The sequence below is a fragment of the Vibrio zhugei genome (genome assembly GCF_003716875.1).
GTDB classification, from domain to species: domain Bacteria; phylum Pseudomonadota; class Gammaproteobacteria; order Enterobacterales; family Vibrionaceae; genus Vibrio; species Vibrio zhugei.
On the sequence record NZ_CP033077.1, the window covers coordinates 468,419 to 486,244 of the forward strand.

Below are 17,826 nucleotides of genomic sequence, written 5' to 3' on the forward strand. Positions count from 1 at the left end.
GCACGTCACTTTGTTTTATTCTGTTCGGCCACTATTTATATATTTATAACCCTATGAGCCCAATCACTTTTCGCAGTAAAATCTTCTTCTTATTGTTTGGCTTTGTCATCGTTCAACTGCTCGTCATTGTTTGGTATTTTGACAACACCCTTTATCAATCGCTCAAACACCAAGTGGGAACTCGCGCCTTAATTCAAGCCAAAGAAATTGCTTCCGATCCTGAACTCATTCACTACGTCGAAAAAAATGATAGCGAAGCCACCACCGCATTAATACAGCGGCTAGCGAAACTTTCCGATGCGAGCTTTATTGTGGTCGGAAACAGGCATGGCATTCGCTTGGCTCACCCCAACCAAGACAGAATTGGTAATCCAATGCAAGGCGGTGATAACGCGGGCGTGCTTAAACATGGAGAATCTTATGTGACCTCACGCGAAGGTAGCCTGGGTTATGGGCTACGCGGCAAAACCCCTATTTTTAATAGTGAGCACCACATTATCGGCGTTGTTTCCGTCGGCTATCTGCTCAACCGTTTTGATCAGTGGCTCGATGTCTATATGCAGCCATTACTGACTGAAATCCTCGTCGTCTTAATTCTGACTCTCATTGCCTCTTGGGTGTTTTCACGGCATATCCAAAAGCAAATGAACGGTATGGAGCCAGAACAAATTGCGCTAGCACTCAACCTTCAGCATTCTATTTTACGCTCCGTTTATGAAGGAGTGATCGCACTCGACGCCAAAGGACAATTTTTGGCCATCAATGACTCGGCACGGAAAGTATTGGGAATCACGCATGACATGCACTACCTAAAAAGCCGCCAGCTCATCGAGTTTGTCGACAGTCATGAGTTCTTTTTTCGCTCGCCTTTAGAACACAACTTACACGATGAAATACTGGTGCTAAACGGCCACAGTTTCATTGCAAATCGTATCGCTATTTTTGAGCAGCAACACTTAATTGGCTGGGTAGTGAGTTTTCGCGCCAAAGATGAAATCTATTCGTTAACATCGGATCTGACGCAAATAAAACAATACACCGATCATTTACGTGTGCAACGACATGAATTTTCAAATCGACTCGCCACCATTGCCGGCTTAATACAACTGGGGAAAGTGGACGAAGTACAAAGATTGATTTCGACGGAGAATACCAATAAACAGCAAGTACTCGATTTTATCTCCCAACGGATACACCTCTCGCAAGTGGCCGGGTTATTATTAGGCAAATCATTCCGGGCGAAGGAATTAGGCTTAACATTGGAGCTCGATCCCACCTGCCAACTTTACGCGTTGAACTGTCCTCTGAGTGAAACGGAACTCTGTGCTATCGTGGGCAATCTCATCGATAATGCCTTTGAAAGCGTCATCAAACATTCTCTGAACTCGCCAGTTGTGACCGTTCTACTTTCCGACGCGGGGCATGATTTGGTCATTGAAGTGACCGACAATGGGCAAGGATTGCCAAGCGATGATGTTGATAATATTTTCAAAAAAGGCGTCACCAGCAAAAAAGACAAAGACCAACACGGCCTTGGCCTTTACTTGGTCAATCAGTACGTCCAACAAGCCAAAGGCTTCATCACGATTGATGAGGCAGACCCACAAGGGTGTATTTTTTCGGTCTTCATTCCCAATCAACCACTCACAGAACAAGGAAGCTCAAAGGGGCACAATTATGGACAAGATTGACGTTCTCATCATTGAAGACGAGATTAACATCGCTGAAATTCACAGCCAAATGCTCAAACAAACCACTCGTTTTCGCCCCGTGGCGATTGCCGAAACACTTAAAATGGCGAAGGTGATGGTGAAAGTCCACCAGCCCAAACTCATCATTCTTGATAATTATTTGCCCGATGGCACGGGTATTGATTTCTTTCGTGAAATGGTGGCCGATAAGTCGACCAGTAAAATTGATGTGATTTTGATCACCGCGGCTGACGAAATCAGTACCGTCAAAGACGCAATGAAGCTGGGCTGCTTTGATTACCTGCTCAAGCCTGTGTCCTACACCCGCTTACAAGAAACGTTAGAGCGGTACTTGTCGCTTAACAACGCGATGAATGCGTATGACAATTTAGAACAGCGCCAAATTGATAATTTGTTTAATATCAAATTGCGAGACAAGCCTCAGCAAACCTTACCCAAAGGCATCGAGAGCATTACATTGGACAAAATTAAACGTGTATTTGCTCAGAATATTGGCCGCAAATTTACCGCGTTGCAATTGAGTGAAGCTGTTGGTATTGGCAAAACCACCGCACGGCGGTATTTAGAGTATTGCGCCGCCAATGGGTTGCTCAGTGCGGAAAACGAATACGGTAAAGTTGGACGCCCTGAACGGGTTTATATCAAAAATCATTAGCCGAGCGCCCACTGGTTGACTCGCTTTTGTGACAAGGCTCAGACCCCATACACCAATAAAAATAGGAGCTTGTCGTTGTCTCTAACCCTATTGATGGTGCTATAAATGCATCGCAGCATGCGCTATCATGCCACCTTCTTTGCCATGCATAAAGGTCGATAATGATAGGATTAAAACCTGCTATTTTAGTGATTGATGTACAACGCGCTCTGTTTGACCCTCACCCACAACCGTTTGAGGCGCAACCAGTGATTGAACGCATTAATACGGTGACTCAATGGGCACGAGCCCAAGGTTATCCGGTGATCTTTATCCAGCATGATGAGCCCAATACCGTCATCGCTCGCCATAGTGAAGGATGGCAGTTGCCAACGGAGCTAACGGTGACAGATAACGATCATCGCATATATAAACAAACGCCTGATTCGTTTTTACGTACCGATCTCCATCCATTACTTGAGCAGTTAGGCATCACCGAATTGATCGTATGTGGCTATGCGACCGAGTTTTGTGTTGATACCACCACGCGTCGCGCTGCGGGATTAGGTTACCCTGTCACTATTGTCGCGGATGCACACACCACTCATGATAAAGCCCACGCAAGTGCAGATATGATCCGCCAACACCATAATGCCTCATTACCAAGTATTGGCAGCTTTGGCGTGACGATCAAAGCCGTATCGACCGAACAACTGGTTCGTCATACCGCTAAGGCGCTCTAATCTTTAAACGAGAATGAAATACGCACCATAAGTCATGGCTTTCCAGCGTAAATAATCTGAGAGCGTATGCTTGTCCGTTTACATCGCTAATACGCAATACACATCGGCGTATTGGCGATGGGATCGGTAATGACTTTCGCTTTTAACGAGAATACCTCCTCTAATAACGCTTCCGTAAACACCTGCTCTGGCGCGCCTTGGGTGACGAGCTGGCCTTGCTTTAAGACCACTAAATGATCGCAGTAACGACAAGCCTGATTGAGATCATGCAATACGACAATGACGGTTTTACCCTGCTCGTTCATCGCACGCATGATTTTCATTAACTCCGTTTGGTGAGACAAATCTAAGTAAGTCGTCGGTTCATCGAGCATCACAATATTCGTATCCTGCGCTAACACCATCGCAATCCACGCTCTTTGCCGTTGTCCCCCAGATAAAGCGTCAACAGAATGTTGAGCAAGCTCGCTGATGCCAGTTTCTGTCATGGCTTTGTCCACCATCGCATGATCGGCGTGCCCCAGTTTGCCCCAGTGAGATAAATAAGGGGAACGCCCATACTCCACTAAACGCCGCACCGTAATCCCTTCAGGGGTGACAAGCACCTGTGGCAATAACGACATTTCACGCGCTAACTGCTTGTCTTGATACTGGTGCAACGGGGTTCCATTGAGCCAGACGTCGCCATGGTTCGGCTTATTGATCCTCGCGAGCGCTTTAAGCAAGGTAGATTTGCCGCACCCATTGGGGCCAATTAGCGCGGTAATTTTCCCTTTTGGCAACGTGAGGTTTAACTCGTCTATGATGACCGTATCACCATAAGACACTTGCAGGTTTTTTGTTTCGAGCATTACCACCCCTTATAACGTTGCAAAAGAAAAATAAAATACGGCGCGCCAATCAAGGAGGTCAGAACACCGGCGGGTAATTCCAACGGTGGATCAATCCCTCGAGCCAATGTATCCGCCAGCAACACCATCAGAGCACCCAGTAACGCAGCACTCGGTGCCAGTAATTTATGATTATGACCAAACAGCATTCTGGCCAAATGCGGAGCAAGCAATCCGACAAAACTAATGGTGCCACACACAGACACACTGATGCTCGCCAATATCACAGAACTCATCAGCGCGAATAACTGTACTTTCTTTGGTTCAATGCCAAGCGATGTGGCACTGTCTTCGCCTAGTCCGATCACATCAAGACGCCACGCTAACCACAGCGCAACAGGTAACATCACACTCAGCGTCACCCAAATATACGGCACTTGAGTCCAGTTTCTTCCCCATAAACTGCCGGTCAGCCAAACCATCGCGGTATTGATTTCAATGGGATTGACGATCATCAAAAAATCGATCCCACTGGCAAGGAAAGCACTGATGGCAATCCCGATCAGCGCTAAGTGCGCTGGCGTGGGCTGTAACTGATAGCCAATCAACAAGATGACCAATGCCGCGACGATGCCGCCAAACAAAGCCGCCATCGGTAAGCAATACACTGGGGCATCGGGAAAAAGCACGAACAACACCGTCGCAGCCAACCCGGCTCCAGAACTGATCCCCATTAAATCGGGCGATGCGAGAGGATTACGAATCACCCCTTGAACTAACATGCCTGATAAACCCAATCCAGCGCCCACCCCCATCGCGAGACATAGCCGTGGTAAGCGATATTGGTTGACAACGAAATCCAGTGCTCCGCCCGACAATAATGTCTCTATCAGTTGCCGAACAGAAATCGAGGCCGCACCGACCATTAAACTGAAGATCGCCACACCAATAAGACACACACATAACGACAATAATTTGGCTGAATGACTCATGCTTTCCTCTTAATCGCGAGCAACACAAAACAAGGGGTTCCGATCAATGCTGTTAGCACGCCAACCGGGGTTTCCGCAGGAAAAGCAATCGCTCGTGAAACGCCATCCGTCCAAGCAAGCAGACCGGCCCCTAACAGCGCACTTGTTGGCAGTAGTATCAAAAAATTCGTCCCCACCAGTCGCTTCGCGATATGCGGAATAAGCAGGCCGACGAATCCAATCGATCCCGCAACAGCCACACTCGATGCGGTCAGTAAGACAACGGCAACACAAGTCAATAAGCTGGTTCGCTTAATGTTAAGGCCCAAACTGGTCGCGACCTCATTGCCTAAAGACAAGAGGTTGAGAGAAGTCGCTACATAAGCGGATACCATCAATCCAGCAAGACTGGCAGGCCAAAGCATATGCCACTGCGGCCATCCGATAGACGACAACGAGCCCGCCAGCCAACTCATGACACTGTAGGCTTTATCGTCCGCTAAAATCACGGCAGCGCGAGTAACCCCCGTCAATAAAGCGCCGACAGCAATCCCCGCCAACACCAATTTGAGTGGATGTGGACGCACCGCAAAGAAGCCCCCTAATATCATCACCAAGCCGCCACTGATAACACCGCCTATCGAGGCCACCAACACACTGGGTAAGTCGCTTAAAAATGGCGCGCCGATATTGGCCAGCGCCATAAAACAGGCGGCTCCGGCATTAATACCTAACACTGACGGCGATGCCAACGCATTGCGACTCAATCCCTGCATTAATGCGCCGGCAATGGCCAAGTTGGCGCCGATGAGCAACCCACCGAGCAACCTTGGCACGCGAATCGACGCAAGAATCTGCTGCTCCATATTCATCGGATCAAAGGTAAATAAATAGCCCGTTAAGCTCGTCAACGTCAGCGGAAAACTCGACCAAGACAGTAACGAAAACACACTACCAAGAGAGATAAAGACAATAAGAATCAAGCAGATGACAGGTCGCGGCGCAGATGTTCGCATGGGATTAACTAATTACTCATAAAAAGGAAGGCGATAACATTGAGATACAGGTTGCAGCCCATATACATAACTGGCCAAGATATTAACTTTAAGACAAATAATAATCAATCTTATTTAAGACAAGCGAGTCCATCCAAGTTGTCGTCTTTCTCGTTCAGTCATCATCACTTATGCAAGCGACTATTACCGATCTAAACAGTCAGACCACGATGTAGTGTGAATAAAATGCCGATGCAAAGAATAATGAGAATGATTATTATATAGATTGAAGGTATACTCTTGCCCAATCTTATACTACCCCTTAATTTTTATGCATTTTTACGCATATTTATCGTTTGAGCAAAGAGATGAAATTAACCATTAACGCCCTAGCCCAAAGCCTCATTTTAGCCCTTGGCATCAATCATTACGCGATCGCAAGCGACTCGCCTCAGGACTCCCCCAACGCTGATGATACGATCGTCATCGTTGGCCAACAGAATTCGTATCTTAACCCGCGAGTCAGTACCGCCACCAAAACCGATATCGACCCGTTAGATACCCCCAACACGGTTAATATTATTAACCAACAGTTTCTTAAGGATATCCGTGCCACTTCGCTGGCTGATGCCTACGGCTATACCACGGGGCTGACGCGTTCTGGAGTCAATGCGGATAGTTTTACCTTGCGTGGGATGCCTGCCGATCTCAATACAATTCAAGTCAATGGCTTACCCGGCCTAGCCTCGCGATTTGGGTCGCCGACGACCGCCAACATCGAACGGGTGGAAATTTTAAAGGGTCCTGCCTCGATTATGTATGGTCAGGTTCAGCCTGGCGGCATGATTAATATCATCACGAAAAAGCCGCAGGAGGAAGCGGCCATCAATTATGATATTGCAACTCGCACGTACGATACTGGTGTGAGTGGTTTTGGTGACGACAACGGATTGACGGGCACCATTGATGCAACCGGGCCGCTAAACTCAAGTAAAACATGGCTGTATCGCATGATCATCAGTGGCAAAGACGCCGATTCTTATCGTAACGATGTTGATCAGCACAATTACTACCTGTTTCCAACCTTGACCTATCGACCGTCTGAAATCACAGAATTGACGTTTGGATTAGAGCTGGAATCAGAGCAACGGGTGGCCGACAACGGTATTGCGGCCCTCAATAATGATATCCATCAAGTTGCCCCCATCGATACTCACTATCAGTCAGCGGATGATACCGATGAAGACAAAGGCACGGCAGCCTTTGCTAGCTTTAAGACCGCATTAATCGATGATTTTGACCTCACCATCGATTGGCGTAGCGTATGGCACGAAGATACGCGCGACTTGTATGAAACCAAAGACATTAACGATGTCACACAAACCGTCAGTGTACGAGACCGTGACCAAGTTAATAAGCGCGAATACCACTACCTTGATGTGCGTACTACAGGTAGCGTGTGGACAGGAAACATTGAGCACCAAGTATTGATTGGCACCAACCTCGGCTTTGAGAAAAAAGATTTCCTTCGCGAAACCTATGCAACCACCAAGATCGACTTCCTCAACCCACAAGATCCGACAGGACGAAACCAAAAGAAATACAAACAAGATCACCGCATCACGGAATACACCAACTACGGTCTATACGCGCAAGATACTATGTATCTCAATCCTTCTTGGACGCTGATGGGCGGCTTGCGTTATACCCGACAAGATGTCGACTTTGATTATGTCAGTAAATCGTCTTCCGATACCCAAACCACCGATGCCTTAGTGTCTCAAGCCGGTATCGTCTATAAAGTGCTCGAAGGGACATCTTTATACGCCAGCTATGGTGAAAGCTTTAATCCAAACAGTGTCGAGAAAAAAGACAGCCATGACAAGGCGTTTGATCCTGAAAAAGGTCGCCAATATGAGGTCGGTACCAAGACCAATATTATTAATGAAAAAACCAACCTCACCGTCGCTTACTTTGATATTAAAAAATCCAACGTCGTCGATAAAAATGATGCGGGTAATTATCAATTACTCGGGGAAATCCGCAGTAAAGGGATCGAGACCGAAATGCTTGCCTTGCCTATCGACAATTGGCAAATCAAACTCGGTTATGCCTATGTCGATTCGCAAGTGGCAGAAAATCCCGATCCATCGATTCAAGGTAACCGAACGCCGATGACGGCGTATCACGACGCGTATTTTTGGACTAAGTATAATTTCCCCTATGAAATCGCCGGAGGTGTGGTTGGAACAACCTTAGGAGCCAATTACGAAAGTGCGCGTTACACCAGCGAAGACCCGAGCGATCGCGTAAAACTGCCTTCTTACGTCACAGTGGACATCGGCGTGCACTACGATATCGATCAATATCGCGCCTCTCTCAATGTAGGCAACCTCTTTGATAAAGAATATTACGTTGGCGGAAAAGACAGTCACCGCCTATATACCGGTGCCCCACGGACAATTACATTGAGCTTTTCAGGTACATTTTAATGAATTATCGTCGTTGGATTAAAAACGCGGTGTTTGCGCTGTGCTTATGCACGGCGCAAACCGCTCTCGCCGGCCATACGTTAGAAGCCGTCAAACATCTCGATGCGCCGCGCGTTATTGCACTAGAGTATTCTTTTGTTGACGCACTCGCCGCCATTGGTGTTTCTCCTGTAGGAGTCGCCGACGATGGTGACCCAACACGCATCATTCCTCAGGTAAGACAGCTCATCCAGCCATGGACATCGGTCGGGATGCGCTCTCAACCCAATCTGGAGATCATCGCGCAGCTCAAGCCAGATTTAATCATTGCGGACGCGTATCGGCATAAAATGAGTCTGCATGACCTCTCGCAGATAGCCCCGACCCTCTTGCTAAAAAGCCGTGGGGAAACCTATCAAGAAAGCTTAGAGGCAGCGCAGCACATCGGCAAAGTGCTGGGGAAAGAATCGCAAATGCGCCAGCGTCTTGCTCAACATCGCGCACTGATGGCACGTTATCAAGGCCAGTTTGCCCATCAAGGAACGGTTCAATTTGCCAACGTGAATGATCGTGGTATGTGGATGCATGGCCCAAAATCGTTTACTGGTAGCTTACTTGGCTACCTCGGTCTCAAGCCAGCACTGCCGCATCTGCAAGACAGTCACTTGTTGGAGGCAAACTTGGAGACACTGCTAAAGGTCAATCCCGATTGGCTATTTTACAGTAAAAACACACCTCAGACGGTCTTAGACCGCTGGCAAAACAATCCGTTATACCCACTACTCAACATCAGCAAACATAACCAAGCTAGGCAGGTGTCAGCACGGCTGTGGTCACTCAATCGTGGTATGCTCGCCGCCGAAGGCATTGCCAAACAATTAGAGGCCTTTTTCTCCAGCACCCAAGCTGCGAGCCATCGTTAAGGCGATCATTATCCAATACGGGGCCCACGACTCGAGACAATACGCAGCGACGATTCTCTCTAACGTGGTGCCCCAGCCACTACCTTCTATCCTAAGCGCAGCAAGCAAAACGGACGGCTCTGCTCGTTAAGGGCGATGAATTCTCCCTCTATCATGTCTCTATCCCAATACCATAAGGGGCATTCTCTTATCCCTGTATTGATTATGCTTCGCTAATTACTCAAGATGTTATTTTACTATTTTCTATTTTCGTTTTACTTTTTCCTGCTTGTAGAAGCTTCGCCGTCATGACACTTATTTACGACAATTGACGAAGTATTGTGAAATGACATCATTAAATAACAGTATGCTGTATATAAACAATCCAGATTGGAATTGGCCTCTTAAAAAAAACCATTTAATAAATCAATCAATAGATTCTTATGTAAATTCCAATACACTTGCCGACAGAGATAAATATACGCTACGTAATGAATGCTTAGCGTATTTCATCACTGAATTAATGCTTATCTCTAAGCAGAACGTCCGTCGCTTACGAATCCCCTCATAATTTCTATATAAAACAATGAGTAGACGCACATCGCTCATTCTGATCTAATGAATTTCGCCAAAAACACACTTGATTCAATGAATTTAATAGGGAGCCCTAACGATGCGCGATGTTCAAATTCTACAGCAAACTCTTGAAAACCAATGCCCTGGTATTCACAAAAAACGACTTAGATCTCTTATGCTTGCAACCAGAGCGGTACTGGGCGGCTCTGATCTCACCCTCACTAAAATTGGACGAGCTCTCGACACTGATACCACGGTGAAACATGCCATCAAACGTATTGACCGATTGCTTGGTAATCGCAGTCTACATCGTGAAAAAGAGTCCATATATAAATGGCATGCGTCCCTTATTACCCGAGCCAATCCTTTTCCTGTACTACTGGTTGATTGGTCGGATGTTCGTGAGCAACTGCGCTATATGACATTGCGAGCTTCGATATCCGTTAAAGGTCGCGCCGTCACGCTTTATGAACAGGCATTTGAGTACAAAAACTACAACTCACCCAAGAGCCATCAGCACTTTCTCGATAAGCTTCAATCCTTGCTCCCCCAAGGTTGCACCCCTATCATTATCTCCGACGCTGGCTTTAGAAATACGTGGTTCAGGCAAGTCGCCAACAAAGGTTGGTTCTGGCTTGGGCGTGTACGGGGCGAAGTCTCGATTAAGTGTGGCGAGAGCGCTTGGCAATGGAATAAAGCCTTTTACCCTCAAGCGACTGATAAGCCGCTGTTTTTAGGAGAAAGCCAACTGGCTAAGCGCTCACCGCTTCAGTGCTTTGCTTACTTATACAAGAGTCATCCCAAAGGCAGAAAAGCCCATCGGCATAGTCGAACCTGTCAGAAACACTCGGCTGGAAAAGTGTTCCATAAAGGAGCGAAAGAGCCTTGGCTTCTGGTCACTAACATCCCCAACCATGTACTTAACGGCATTAAAATTACCCGTTTGTACGCCAAAAGAATGCAAATTGAAGAGTCGTTCCGAGATCTAAAAAGTCCAGCCTACGGGTTGGCGCTTCGCCATAACCGAACACGTTGCACCAAACGTATTGATATCTTGTTGCTCATGGCATTGATGGCCGAAATCATCATGTGGTGGAATGGCTTAATCGCCATGCAAGCCAAATGGCATTATGACTTCCAAGCCAACACCATCAAGCATCGCCGTGTGCTCTCCATTCCTAGACTTGGTAAGGAAGTACGTTGCCACCGAAGATACCGAATACAAGAGTCCCAATATCATTGGGCAATGGTCGAATATCAACGCCTTACGCATACCTGTGGGTTGGGGGAATTATGAGGGGATCCGCCAGCGTCCGTCGTTATCTGCTCCCCCACTATTCCATTAATCATTTTTTATTACAGGATATTCATTAGTGAAATTTAAATTAAGCAGTGGCATTTTATGCTTGTCATTGATCTCAGCGATGAGTCATGCCGCCATTCCCTATCAAGATAAAACCCCCGAATTCAACTGCGAAGTGCGACACTCTCCAATATCAAGAAGCTAAAGCCATCTCCTCAAATATAATGGCTGCCTGCTTGAAGCCTAAACACTTTCTCGGACGGTAATTTATCCGCGATAAAGCGAACTCTATATCGATGTCCGTCACTGTCGTTAGATCGGTTCCTTTCTTCACATATTGCCTTAAAAGACCGTTCGCATTCTCATTAGCACCACGCTCCCAAGAACTGTACGGATGAGCAAAGTACACATCAGCCTTTAATTCTTTTGCGATGGTTTCATGACCTGCAAACTCTCGCCCGTTATCTGCCGTAATGGTATGGACATGTTTCTTATAGGGCTTCAGTAGCTCTATTGTCGCTTTGGTGACATCATCCGCTGACTTAGATGGCACTTTCTTTACCATGTAAAATCGAGTCTTACGCTCTAAAATAGTCACCATTGCACCTGTACCATGCTTACCTAGCACAGTGTCGATTTCCCAGTCACCAAACCGCTCCTTACTGTCAACGATGCTTGGTCTATCATCAATCGAAACGGCATTTTTTATCGCTGGAGCTTTCTCTTGTTTACCTCGGCGATACCGCTTATGACCTTGTCTCAAGTGACGATATAACTTACCGCCCAAGCGTTTATCTTGAGCAACAAAGCGATAGATCCACTCATGACTGACAGATGCACCAATTTTCGTTAATACATTAGAAATCTGCTCTGGACTCCAATCTGTTTCTAAAAGAAGGCGGATAAAATCGACACGTTCCTTTGGTATTCGGTATTTACGTGCTGTTTTGCGCTTTTTGGTAGACGACATCTGGGCTTCGTTAGGGCAATAATGCTCTCCCTTCCGACCGCGTTTAAGCTCACGGTATACCGTCGAGCGGTGGCACTGAACTGTTTTAGCTATTTCAGGAACCGAAATTCCCCGTTCCAAAAGAGCAGAAATCTGGTATCTTCTGCCTTCGGTCAACTGTTGATAATTCATGGTAGTACTGCTTGTTTCTTTGGCGAGAAGAGCGTACCACTTTCAGCAGTTGGCTTCCTCTTCTACATATTTCCATGAATGTCGCACTTATTATCTGAAATCGGGCCTATCAATATACGCAGCCCAATGGTGAAACGTTGACCTTACATATCGAAGGTAACGATTATTACGCAGAACAACGGACCAACACCGGGCGCTTAGTGATCTATGATGACGAGCTTAAAGGCATGGCCTATGCCAAAGTCTCGCCAGACGGTTCGGCTCTACTATCAACAGGGAAACTCGCCACAGAAACCCCAACCGTTAAGCAAAACACCATCACCGCGTCAAAAGTGGCAACCCCCTATAGACCACAAAAAGGACTCTCTCGAGCGGTACGTGCTAAGCTTGCCGAACAAGCACGTGAAAAACGTTTGCACCCCACCAGTCGAAAACAGTCGGAGTTACTATCGTCTCAACTTTTGGCGACAAACAGCGATAAACACATCACGGGAAATATTCGCGGATTAACCGTGATGATCCAATTCCCAGATGAAGCTGGCACCCTGTCGAAAACGCAAATTAATAATTATTTAAACGCCGATAATTATACTGAATTTGGCAATAAACAATCGATCCGCGGTTATTATAAATCCGTATCCAATAATAAAGTCGATTACACCAATACCGTCGTTGGTTATTATACGGCGAAACATAATAAAGCCTATTATACCGACGAGAGCTTAGAGTTCTCCTTACGCGCTCGTGAATTAATCACAGAAGCGCTTCAATGGCTCGAATATCAGCAAGGGTTTGACTTCTCAACCCTCTCGACCAATAGTCGTGGTGAAATTCGTGGACTCAATTTCTTTTATGCGGGCTCATCGGGTAACTCTTGGTCAAAAGGATTATGGCCGCACATGGGCTGGCTATCACCACAATTTTGCGCGGATGGCGTCTGCACCAGCAAATACCAAATCACCGACATGTCGGAGAGTTTGTCTATAGGGACCTTTGCCCACGAGTCCGGCCACCTGTTGTTTGATTGGCCCGATTTGTATGATTACGATGGCAGCTCCAACGGTTCGGTCGCAAGCTATGGCATCATGGGATATGGTGGTGTCGGTTATCGCTCTATGTATCAACCCACGCCGCCTGTGTCCCCTCTACGTGATTTAGTTGGCTGGGAAACCGTGACCGAGTTAAACCCTGCCGTCGATCCCAATGCGCCATCGGGCCAACTTACATTGACGAACATGAGTCACCAAGAGTACAAGTGGACCAACCCCTCAAGCAATGGCAGCGAAGCCTTTTATATCGAAGCGATCAACCAGCAAGGGCAAAACAGCGAACAGCTCGGCTCGGGACTCGCGATTTATCATGTTGACAAGCATGGTGATCGTGACAATGAATGGCATCCGTATATTCAAATGGAACATGCTGATGGCCGCCGCGACCCAGAAAATGGGGCTAACCGAGGGGATGCGGGTGATGTGTATCGTCAATATGGAGAATTTACAGCAACGTTACCTAATGCCCTAAGAAATGGCGGCACTAACTCACTCTGGTGGGATGGCAGTGAATCTGGCCTCACCATTACCGATGTTTCGCAACCTGGGCAAACCATTTCATTCCATTCAAGCTCCTCTAACGACGATGGTAGCACACCAGGTAACGGTGACGGTGACCACTCTGGCGGTGATGATGGCGATAATGGTGACACCCCAGATACAGGGGCGCTCGTGTATGCGGGTAATATCGAACCGTATTCTTATGTTATCGAGCCAAATGGTAGCTATTTCCAAGTTCCCCAAGACCAAACATTGACGGTTTCCCTGACTGGCGCCGCGAATACCGACTTCGGTATCGGGCTATATCAGTTAATCAATAATCAATGGCAACCCGTTGCAGCCTCACAAACCGAAGGCACGTCATCGGAGTCAATCCGCTATAATGCGCCGGCAGGTTACTACTACGTATTGATTGCTGCCTATCAAGGTTCTGGTCAATATAAGTTAACCATTTCGCAATAATGAATCTTAACTTTTCATAACAAAAGCGGGCATAGTCCCGCTTTTTCTCACTTCCTTCTTTAAATGACTTGGGTCTGTTAATCTTTCGCGATGATTTTATGAACGGCATGGTGAAGGTTATGTATTGGCGCGTTGTTGACAGGTTTCAGTTGAACTTCAACAAAATTTCCCCTTCAATGTCAAAACGATTTATCGATATGATTGCTAGTATCAATATGGATTAAAGAGGCGGTCATTTCATTTCTAAACGGTAAAAAAATCAAAATAAACACCAGATTTTGGCTGTATTTTTTACCAGCATTTGACTGCACAATACTTAAGGGAGCAGGATGAAAGTAGGCGTGATAGGTTTGGGTGGTATTTTTGAGGCGGCGTATTTTCCGGCACTGCAACAGTTACAACCTTCTGATATGACCTTATATGGATTTGACCCCGATCCTGCACGTAAATTCACCGGCATGATGCACTGTGAGAGCTTGGAAGCGCTGTTAGCACAGCCATTAGACACCCTGCTGATATTAACCCCTCCTACACTGCATTTAGACATGATTAAAACCTGCCTGTCCGATTCTCAGTGTCCTCGTATCATCGTGGAGAAACCAGTCGTCGCAAATTTAGCACAACTGGCAGAACTCAAGCTGTTACTTAAAGATGCCAATCGTGCTCAGCGTCTGCTCGCATTAGATCATTGGATGTGCCGCGATGGCATACACCGTATTTTCACCACAGGTGTCGATCATCGTGAGCATTCGACGCAGACTTGGAAGCCATTGCCGCCGATTGAAGACGCGATGCAACCGATACATCTCGCTCAAATGACCAAAGTCGAGGCTTTTTTAGTCGAGCCAAGTGGTTTTAACGACCAGGGTGAACCTGTCGCACTGAATTTTGCTACTGGGGAAATGGATACGCGCCTGTTTCAGCATCCAGACGGCGTGATCTTGGATATCGGCACACACGTTCTAACAATGATAAGGGAGTTGCTCTCAGGATTTGGTGTAGCGGATGCCCCACTGAGTCTAAACGTCGATTTGGCAGAAGATCGATTAGGCCAGCCCATTGCTGTTGGTGATGTGACCACCGCAGAAGGTCATGCGATCCTCTCCGGATTTTGCGGTTCTATCCCAGTTAGCATAGAACTCAATAAGTATGGCGGACCTTTAGGCGGTCAAAAAGGCATGAACCTGTATCTCGATGATGGACGCGTGATCAGTGTGAATCGCCATGGCGATGATGATGTCGTCACATTGCTTCATCAGCAGCAAAGTCTTCAGTGGCAACATAAAGGGGCGTTGTATCTTCATTGTGTGAGAGAGGTTGTTTTAAATCAGGATTTGGCAGGCGATGCGTTCAAGGCCATCACACAGCGCCGCATGGAAGAAGTGGAGAACCTCTTGTTACTGCAACAGCGCTTGCGTGGTATTCATTAGCGCTATCTAGGCTGCCCAGCCACCCTCGAACTAAAAAGTAACGAGCTTGTAACCGTTCACCAGTAGGTACTTGATTTGCTCGCTATAGGTTGAACACGTTGGGATAGGGTTGGCGTGCGGTGACCGCTTGTACTATCTCAGAGAGTACTGCATACGTTGATAGTCCGCGTTTTTTACACGTCTCAACAAGCGAGTGGATGCGACCTCTAAATTTATCACCCGCATCGGATGTCGTTCCATAGCTGATTTTTCTCTGAATGACGCAACCACGTATGCGCCTCTCCGCTTCATTATTTGTCAGCGGTATTGAGGTATCGTTCAGGAACAACCATAAGCTTTGCCTATGCTGCTGCAATTTTTCGCATCGTCCTTTATATCTTTGGACTATCAGTGTACTGCCTTTTTCAAGCCAGTCATCGAGGGATTTTTGCAGTCGTTGCATTCGCCGAAGATATTGACCGTGCGTGATTTCCTTTCTTTCAAGACGATGACGAATACGGAAAATCATATTGGCAATCAGAGTTAAACGACGGCCGACGTAAGCGGTATATCCTCCGCCACTATAGTCCGCTATTTGTTGAAGGTTACGTGTGACATGCGACCAGCAGAGTTGATGTTTTTCTGGGTTTATCCAGTTGTAGCTTGGGCATTGGTCACTCACAACGAAGCCTGAGTAATGTTCACCAAGCACCGTTTTCGCAGAAAAGCTAAACAAGACACCCATGATAATCATGTCTATAACTGTACAAATATCCAGCACCATACTATGGTTTTTATATCACCTGTACGAAAGCCTAGAGAGATGCGCATGCCCAAATCACGAAGCCAACAAATCAGCTTAGGCGATACGCCCTATTATCACTGCGTGTCTCGCTGTGTACGCCGCGCTTTTTTATGTGGCGTTGATGCCATTACCGGTCAAAACTACGAACATCGGCGTGGTTGGGTTGAAGAGCGATTACTCTTTTTAACCCAGGTATTTGCTATCCAAGTCTGTGCTTACGCAGTCATGAGTAATCATACGCATATGGTGCTGTTTGTTGACGAAGACGAGACCAAAAACTGGTCAGCGATGGACGTCATTACTCGCTGGCATCAGTTACATAAAGGCACGCTCGTCACCCAGCAATATGAGCGAGAAGGTGCCGTTCCAGAACATTTACAGCCTTTACTAGACTCTACCGTTGAAGCCTACCGCCAGCGGTTAATGGACATCAGTTGGTTTATGCGTGAGCTTAACGAGCCCATCGCAAGGCTTGCTAATCAAGAAGATAATTGCACTGGTCGTTTCTGGGAAGGCCGCTTTAAATCTCAAGCGTTGCTCGATGACGCCGCGCTCATGGCTTGCATGGCTTACGTTGACCTCAATCCTATTCGAGCCAATATCGATGACACACCAGAAACTTCTGCGTATACCAGCATTAAGCAGCGCATCGCCATGGCGTTACATCACAAGCAGCCCCAACATCTTGCACCGTTTATCGGCAATCCAAGGCACAATCAGCCCAAGGGCCTTCCCTACTCACTCAACGACTATATCGAACTGGTCGATTTAACTGGGCGAATCATTCGTGATGATAAGCCCGGCCACATCGATATCTCGCTAACCCCGATACTTCAGCGCCTTAACATTCCCTCAGAGAGCTGGCTCACGCTGACCGCTGAATTTGAGCAGCATACCCACATTGCGGTTGGAACAGAAACCAACTTGACCCACTACTATCAGCATAGTCATTACCAACGCCGACCGAAAATCGCCAAAACGAAAAAGCTACTGGCTTAGCCACACCATTCACTTTGTCACTTTCAACGGCCTAGATTAATTGGCACGTCCTCGCTCGTCTTGAGTACAGCAAAAAACGAGTAAAACCGCTTATTCATTACTCAAAATAGATATGATTGAAGAATTCGGGCATCGCATCTTAATAAATAACAAGATAATTATTCGTAACACCACTATTTTCATAATGTGGGTGTCTTGTTTAGGTGAAACCTCGTTAGAAGTTATAGGCTATAACATTTCGATGACGCAGTATTTGATTAATTGGCCTAATGTTTTTATTATGACACTAGAGGTCTATCAAGTTGAATTAGGGCCATATCAAA

Annotated in this window: 13 protein-coding genes and 1 pseudogene; 9 read left to right on the forward strand and 5 right to left on the reverse strand. The window is 46.7% G+C overall.

The features are described from left to right. Window positions 1-53: 53 nt before the first annotated feature. The 3 genes from EAE30_RS02220 to EAE30_RS02230 all read left to right on the forward strand — a co-directional run bounded on the left by EAE30_RS02220 (window position 54) and on the right by EAE30_RS02230 (window position 3,089). Window positions 54-1,691 (forward strand): ATP-binding protein, encoded by a 1,638-nt coding sequence (locus EAE30_RS02220; RefSeq protein WP_123014465.1) that lies wholly within the window; start codon window positions 54-56, stop codon window positions 1,689-1,691. Then, window positions 1,675-2,367: a response regulator gene (locus tag EAE30_RS02225; protein WP_199287043.1), complete on the forward strand. Its 693-nt coding sequence runs from the start codon at window positions 1,675-1,677 to the stop codon at window positions 2,365-2,367. The genes EAE30_RS02220 and EAE30_RS02225 overlap by 17 nt, the downstream gene beginning before the upstream one ends. Window positions 2,368-2,528: 161 nt before the next feature. Continuing rightward, window positions 2,529-3,089, forward strand: coding sequence for a cysteine hydrolase family protein (locus EAE30_RS02230; RefSeq protein WP_123014467.1), 561 nt, complete (start codon window positions 2,529-2,531; stop codon window positions 3,087-3,089). A gap of 86 nt (window positions 3,090-3,175) precedes the next feature. On the opposite strand, the gene fecE is transcribed toward EAE30_RS02230, so the two are convergent. Genes fecE through EAE30_RS02245 form a run of 3 tightly spaced genes read right to left on the reverse strand, consistent with a single transcriptional unit; the run spans window position 3,176 to window position 5,906 of the window. Continuing rightward, entirely contained in the window at window positions 3,176-3,940 is a 765-nt protein-coding gene (fecE, locus tag EAE30_RS02235) for a Fe(3+) dicitrate ABC transporter ATP-binding protein FecE (protein WP_123014468.1), read from the reverse strand. Further along, window positions 3,940-4,911, reverse strand: a complete 972-nt coding sequence (locus tag EAE30_RS02240; protein ID WP_123014469.1) for an iron chelate uptake ABC transporter family permease subunit — start codon at window positions 4,909-4,911, stop codon at window positions 3,940-3,942. The genes fecE and EAE30_RS02240 overlap by 1 nt, the downstream gene beginning before the upstream one ends. Continuing rightward, a complete protein-coding gene (locus tag EAE30_RS02245) occupies window positions 4,908-5,906 on the reverse strand; it encodes a FecCD family ABC transporter permease (protein ID WP_123014470.1) in 999 nt (332 codons plus the stop codon). The genes EAE30_RS02240 and EAE30_RS02245 overlap by 4 nt, the downstream gene beginning before the upstream one ends. 347 nt (window positions 5,907-6,253) lie before the next feature. On the opposite strand from EAE30_RS02245, the gene EAE30_RS02250 reads away from it, so the two are divergent. The 3 genes from EAE30_RS02250 (at window position 6,254) to EAE30_RS02260 (ending at window position 11,131) form a co-directional block, all read left to right on the forward strand. Continuing rightward, entirely contained in the window at window positions 6,254-8,377 is a 2,124-nt protein-coding gene (locus EAE30_RS02250; protein ID WP_123014471.1) for a TonB-dependent siderophore receptor, read from the forward strand. Further along, complete coding sequence (locus EAE30_RS02255; protein ID WP_123014472.1) at window positions 8,377-9,279, forward strand: Fe(3+) dicitrate ABC transporter substrate-binding protein; 903 nt, start codon at window positions 8,377-8,379, stop codon at window positions 9,277-9,279. The genes EAE30_RS02250 and EAE30_RS02255 overlap by 1 nt, the downstream gene beginning before the upstream one ends. A 652-nt stretch (window positions 9,280-9,931) precedes the next feature. Then, on the forward strand, window positions 9,932-11,131 hold the full coding sequence (locus tag EAE30_RS02260; RefSeq protein ID WP_123014377.1) for an IS4 family transposase: 1,200 nt from the start codon (window positions 9,932-9,934) through the stop codon (window positions 11,129-11,131). Window positions 11,132-11,330: 199 nt separating this feature from the next. Here EAE30_RS02260 and EAE30_RS02265 read toward each other — a convergent pair whose 3' ends face one another. Next, the gene (locus EAE30_RS02265; RefSeq protein WP_123014473.1) at window positions 11,331-12,278 is read right to left on the reverse strand and encodes an IS30 family transposase; all 948 of its coding nucleotides are present in this window, start codon (window positions 12,276-12,278) and stop codon (window positions 11,331-11,333) included. Between the two features lie 137 nt (window positions 12,279-12,415). On the opposite strand from EAE30_RS02265, the gene EAE30_RS02270 reads away from it, so the two are divergent. Beyond that, on the forward strand, window positions 12,416-14,290 hold the full coding sequence (locus tag EAE30_RS02270; RefSeq protein WP_164711770.1) for a M6 family metalloprotease domain-containing protein: 1,875 nt from the start codon (window positions 12,416-12,418) through the stop codon (window positions 14,288-14,290). A gap of 329 nt (window positions 14,291-14,619) precedes the next feature. Beyond that, the gene (locus EAE30_RS02275; RefSeq protein WP_123014474.1) at window positions 14,620-15,720 is read left to right on the forward strand and encodes a Gfo/Idh/MocA family oxidoreductase; all 1,101 of its coding nucleotides are present in this window, start codon (window positions 14,620-14,622) and stop codon (window positions 15,718-15,720) included. An 82-nt stretch (window positions 15,721-15,802) separates the two neighbouring features. On the opposite strand, the pseudogene EAE30_RS02280 reads toward EAE30_RS02275, so the two are convergent. Continuing rightward, window positions 15,803-16,438: pseudogene (locus tag EAE30_RS02280) on the reverse strand (IS66 family transposase); the annotation flags it as partial. 90 nt (window positions 16,439-16,528) lie between these two features. Between EAE30_RS02280 and EAE30_RS18825 the strand changes: the two are divergent. Beyond that, window positions 16,529-17,503, forward strand: a complete 975-nt coding sequence (locus tag EAE30_RS18825) for a transposase (protein WP_123014475.1) — start codon at window positions 16,529-16,531, stop codon at window positions 17,501-17,503. The last annotated feature ends 323 nt before the right edge of the window (window positions 17,504-17,826 follow it).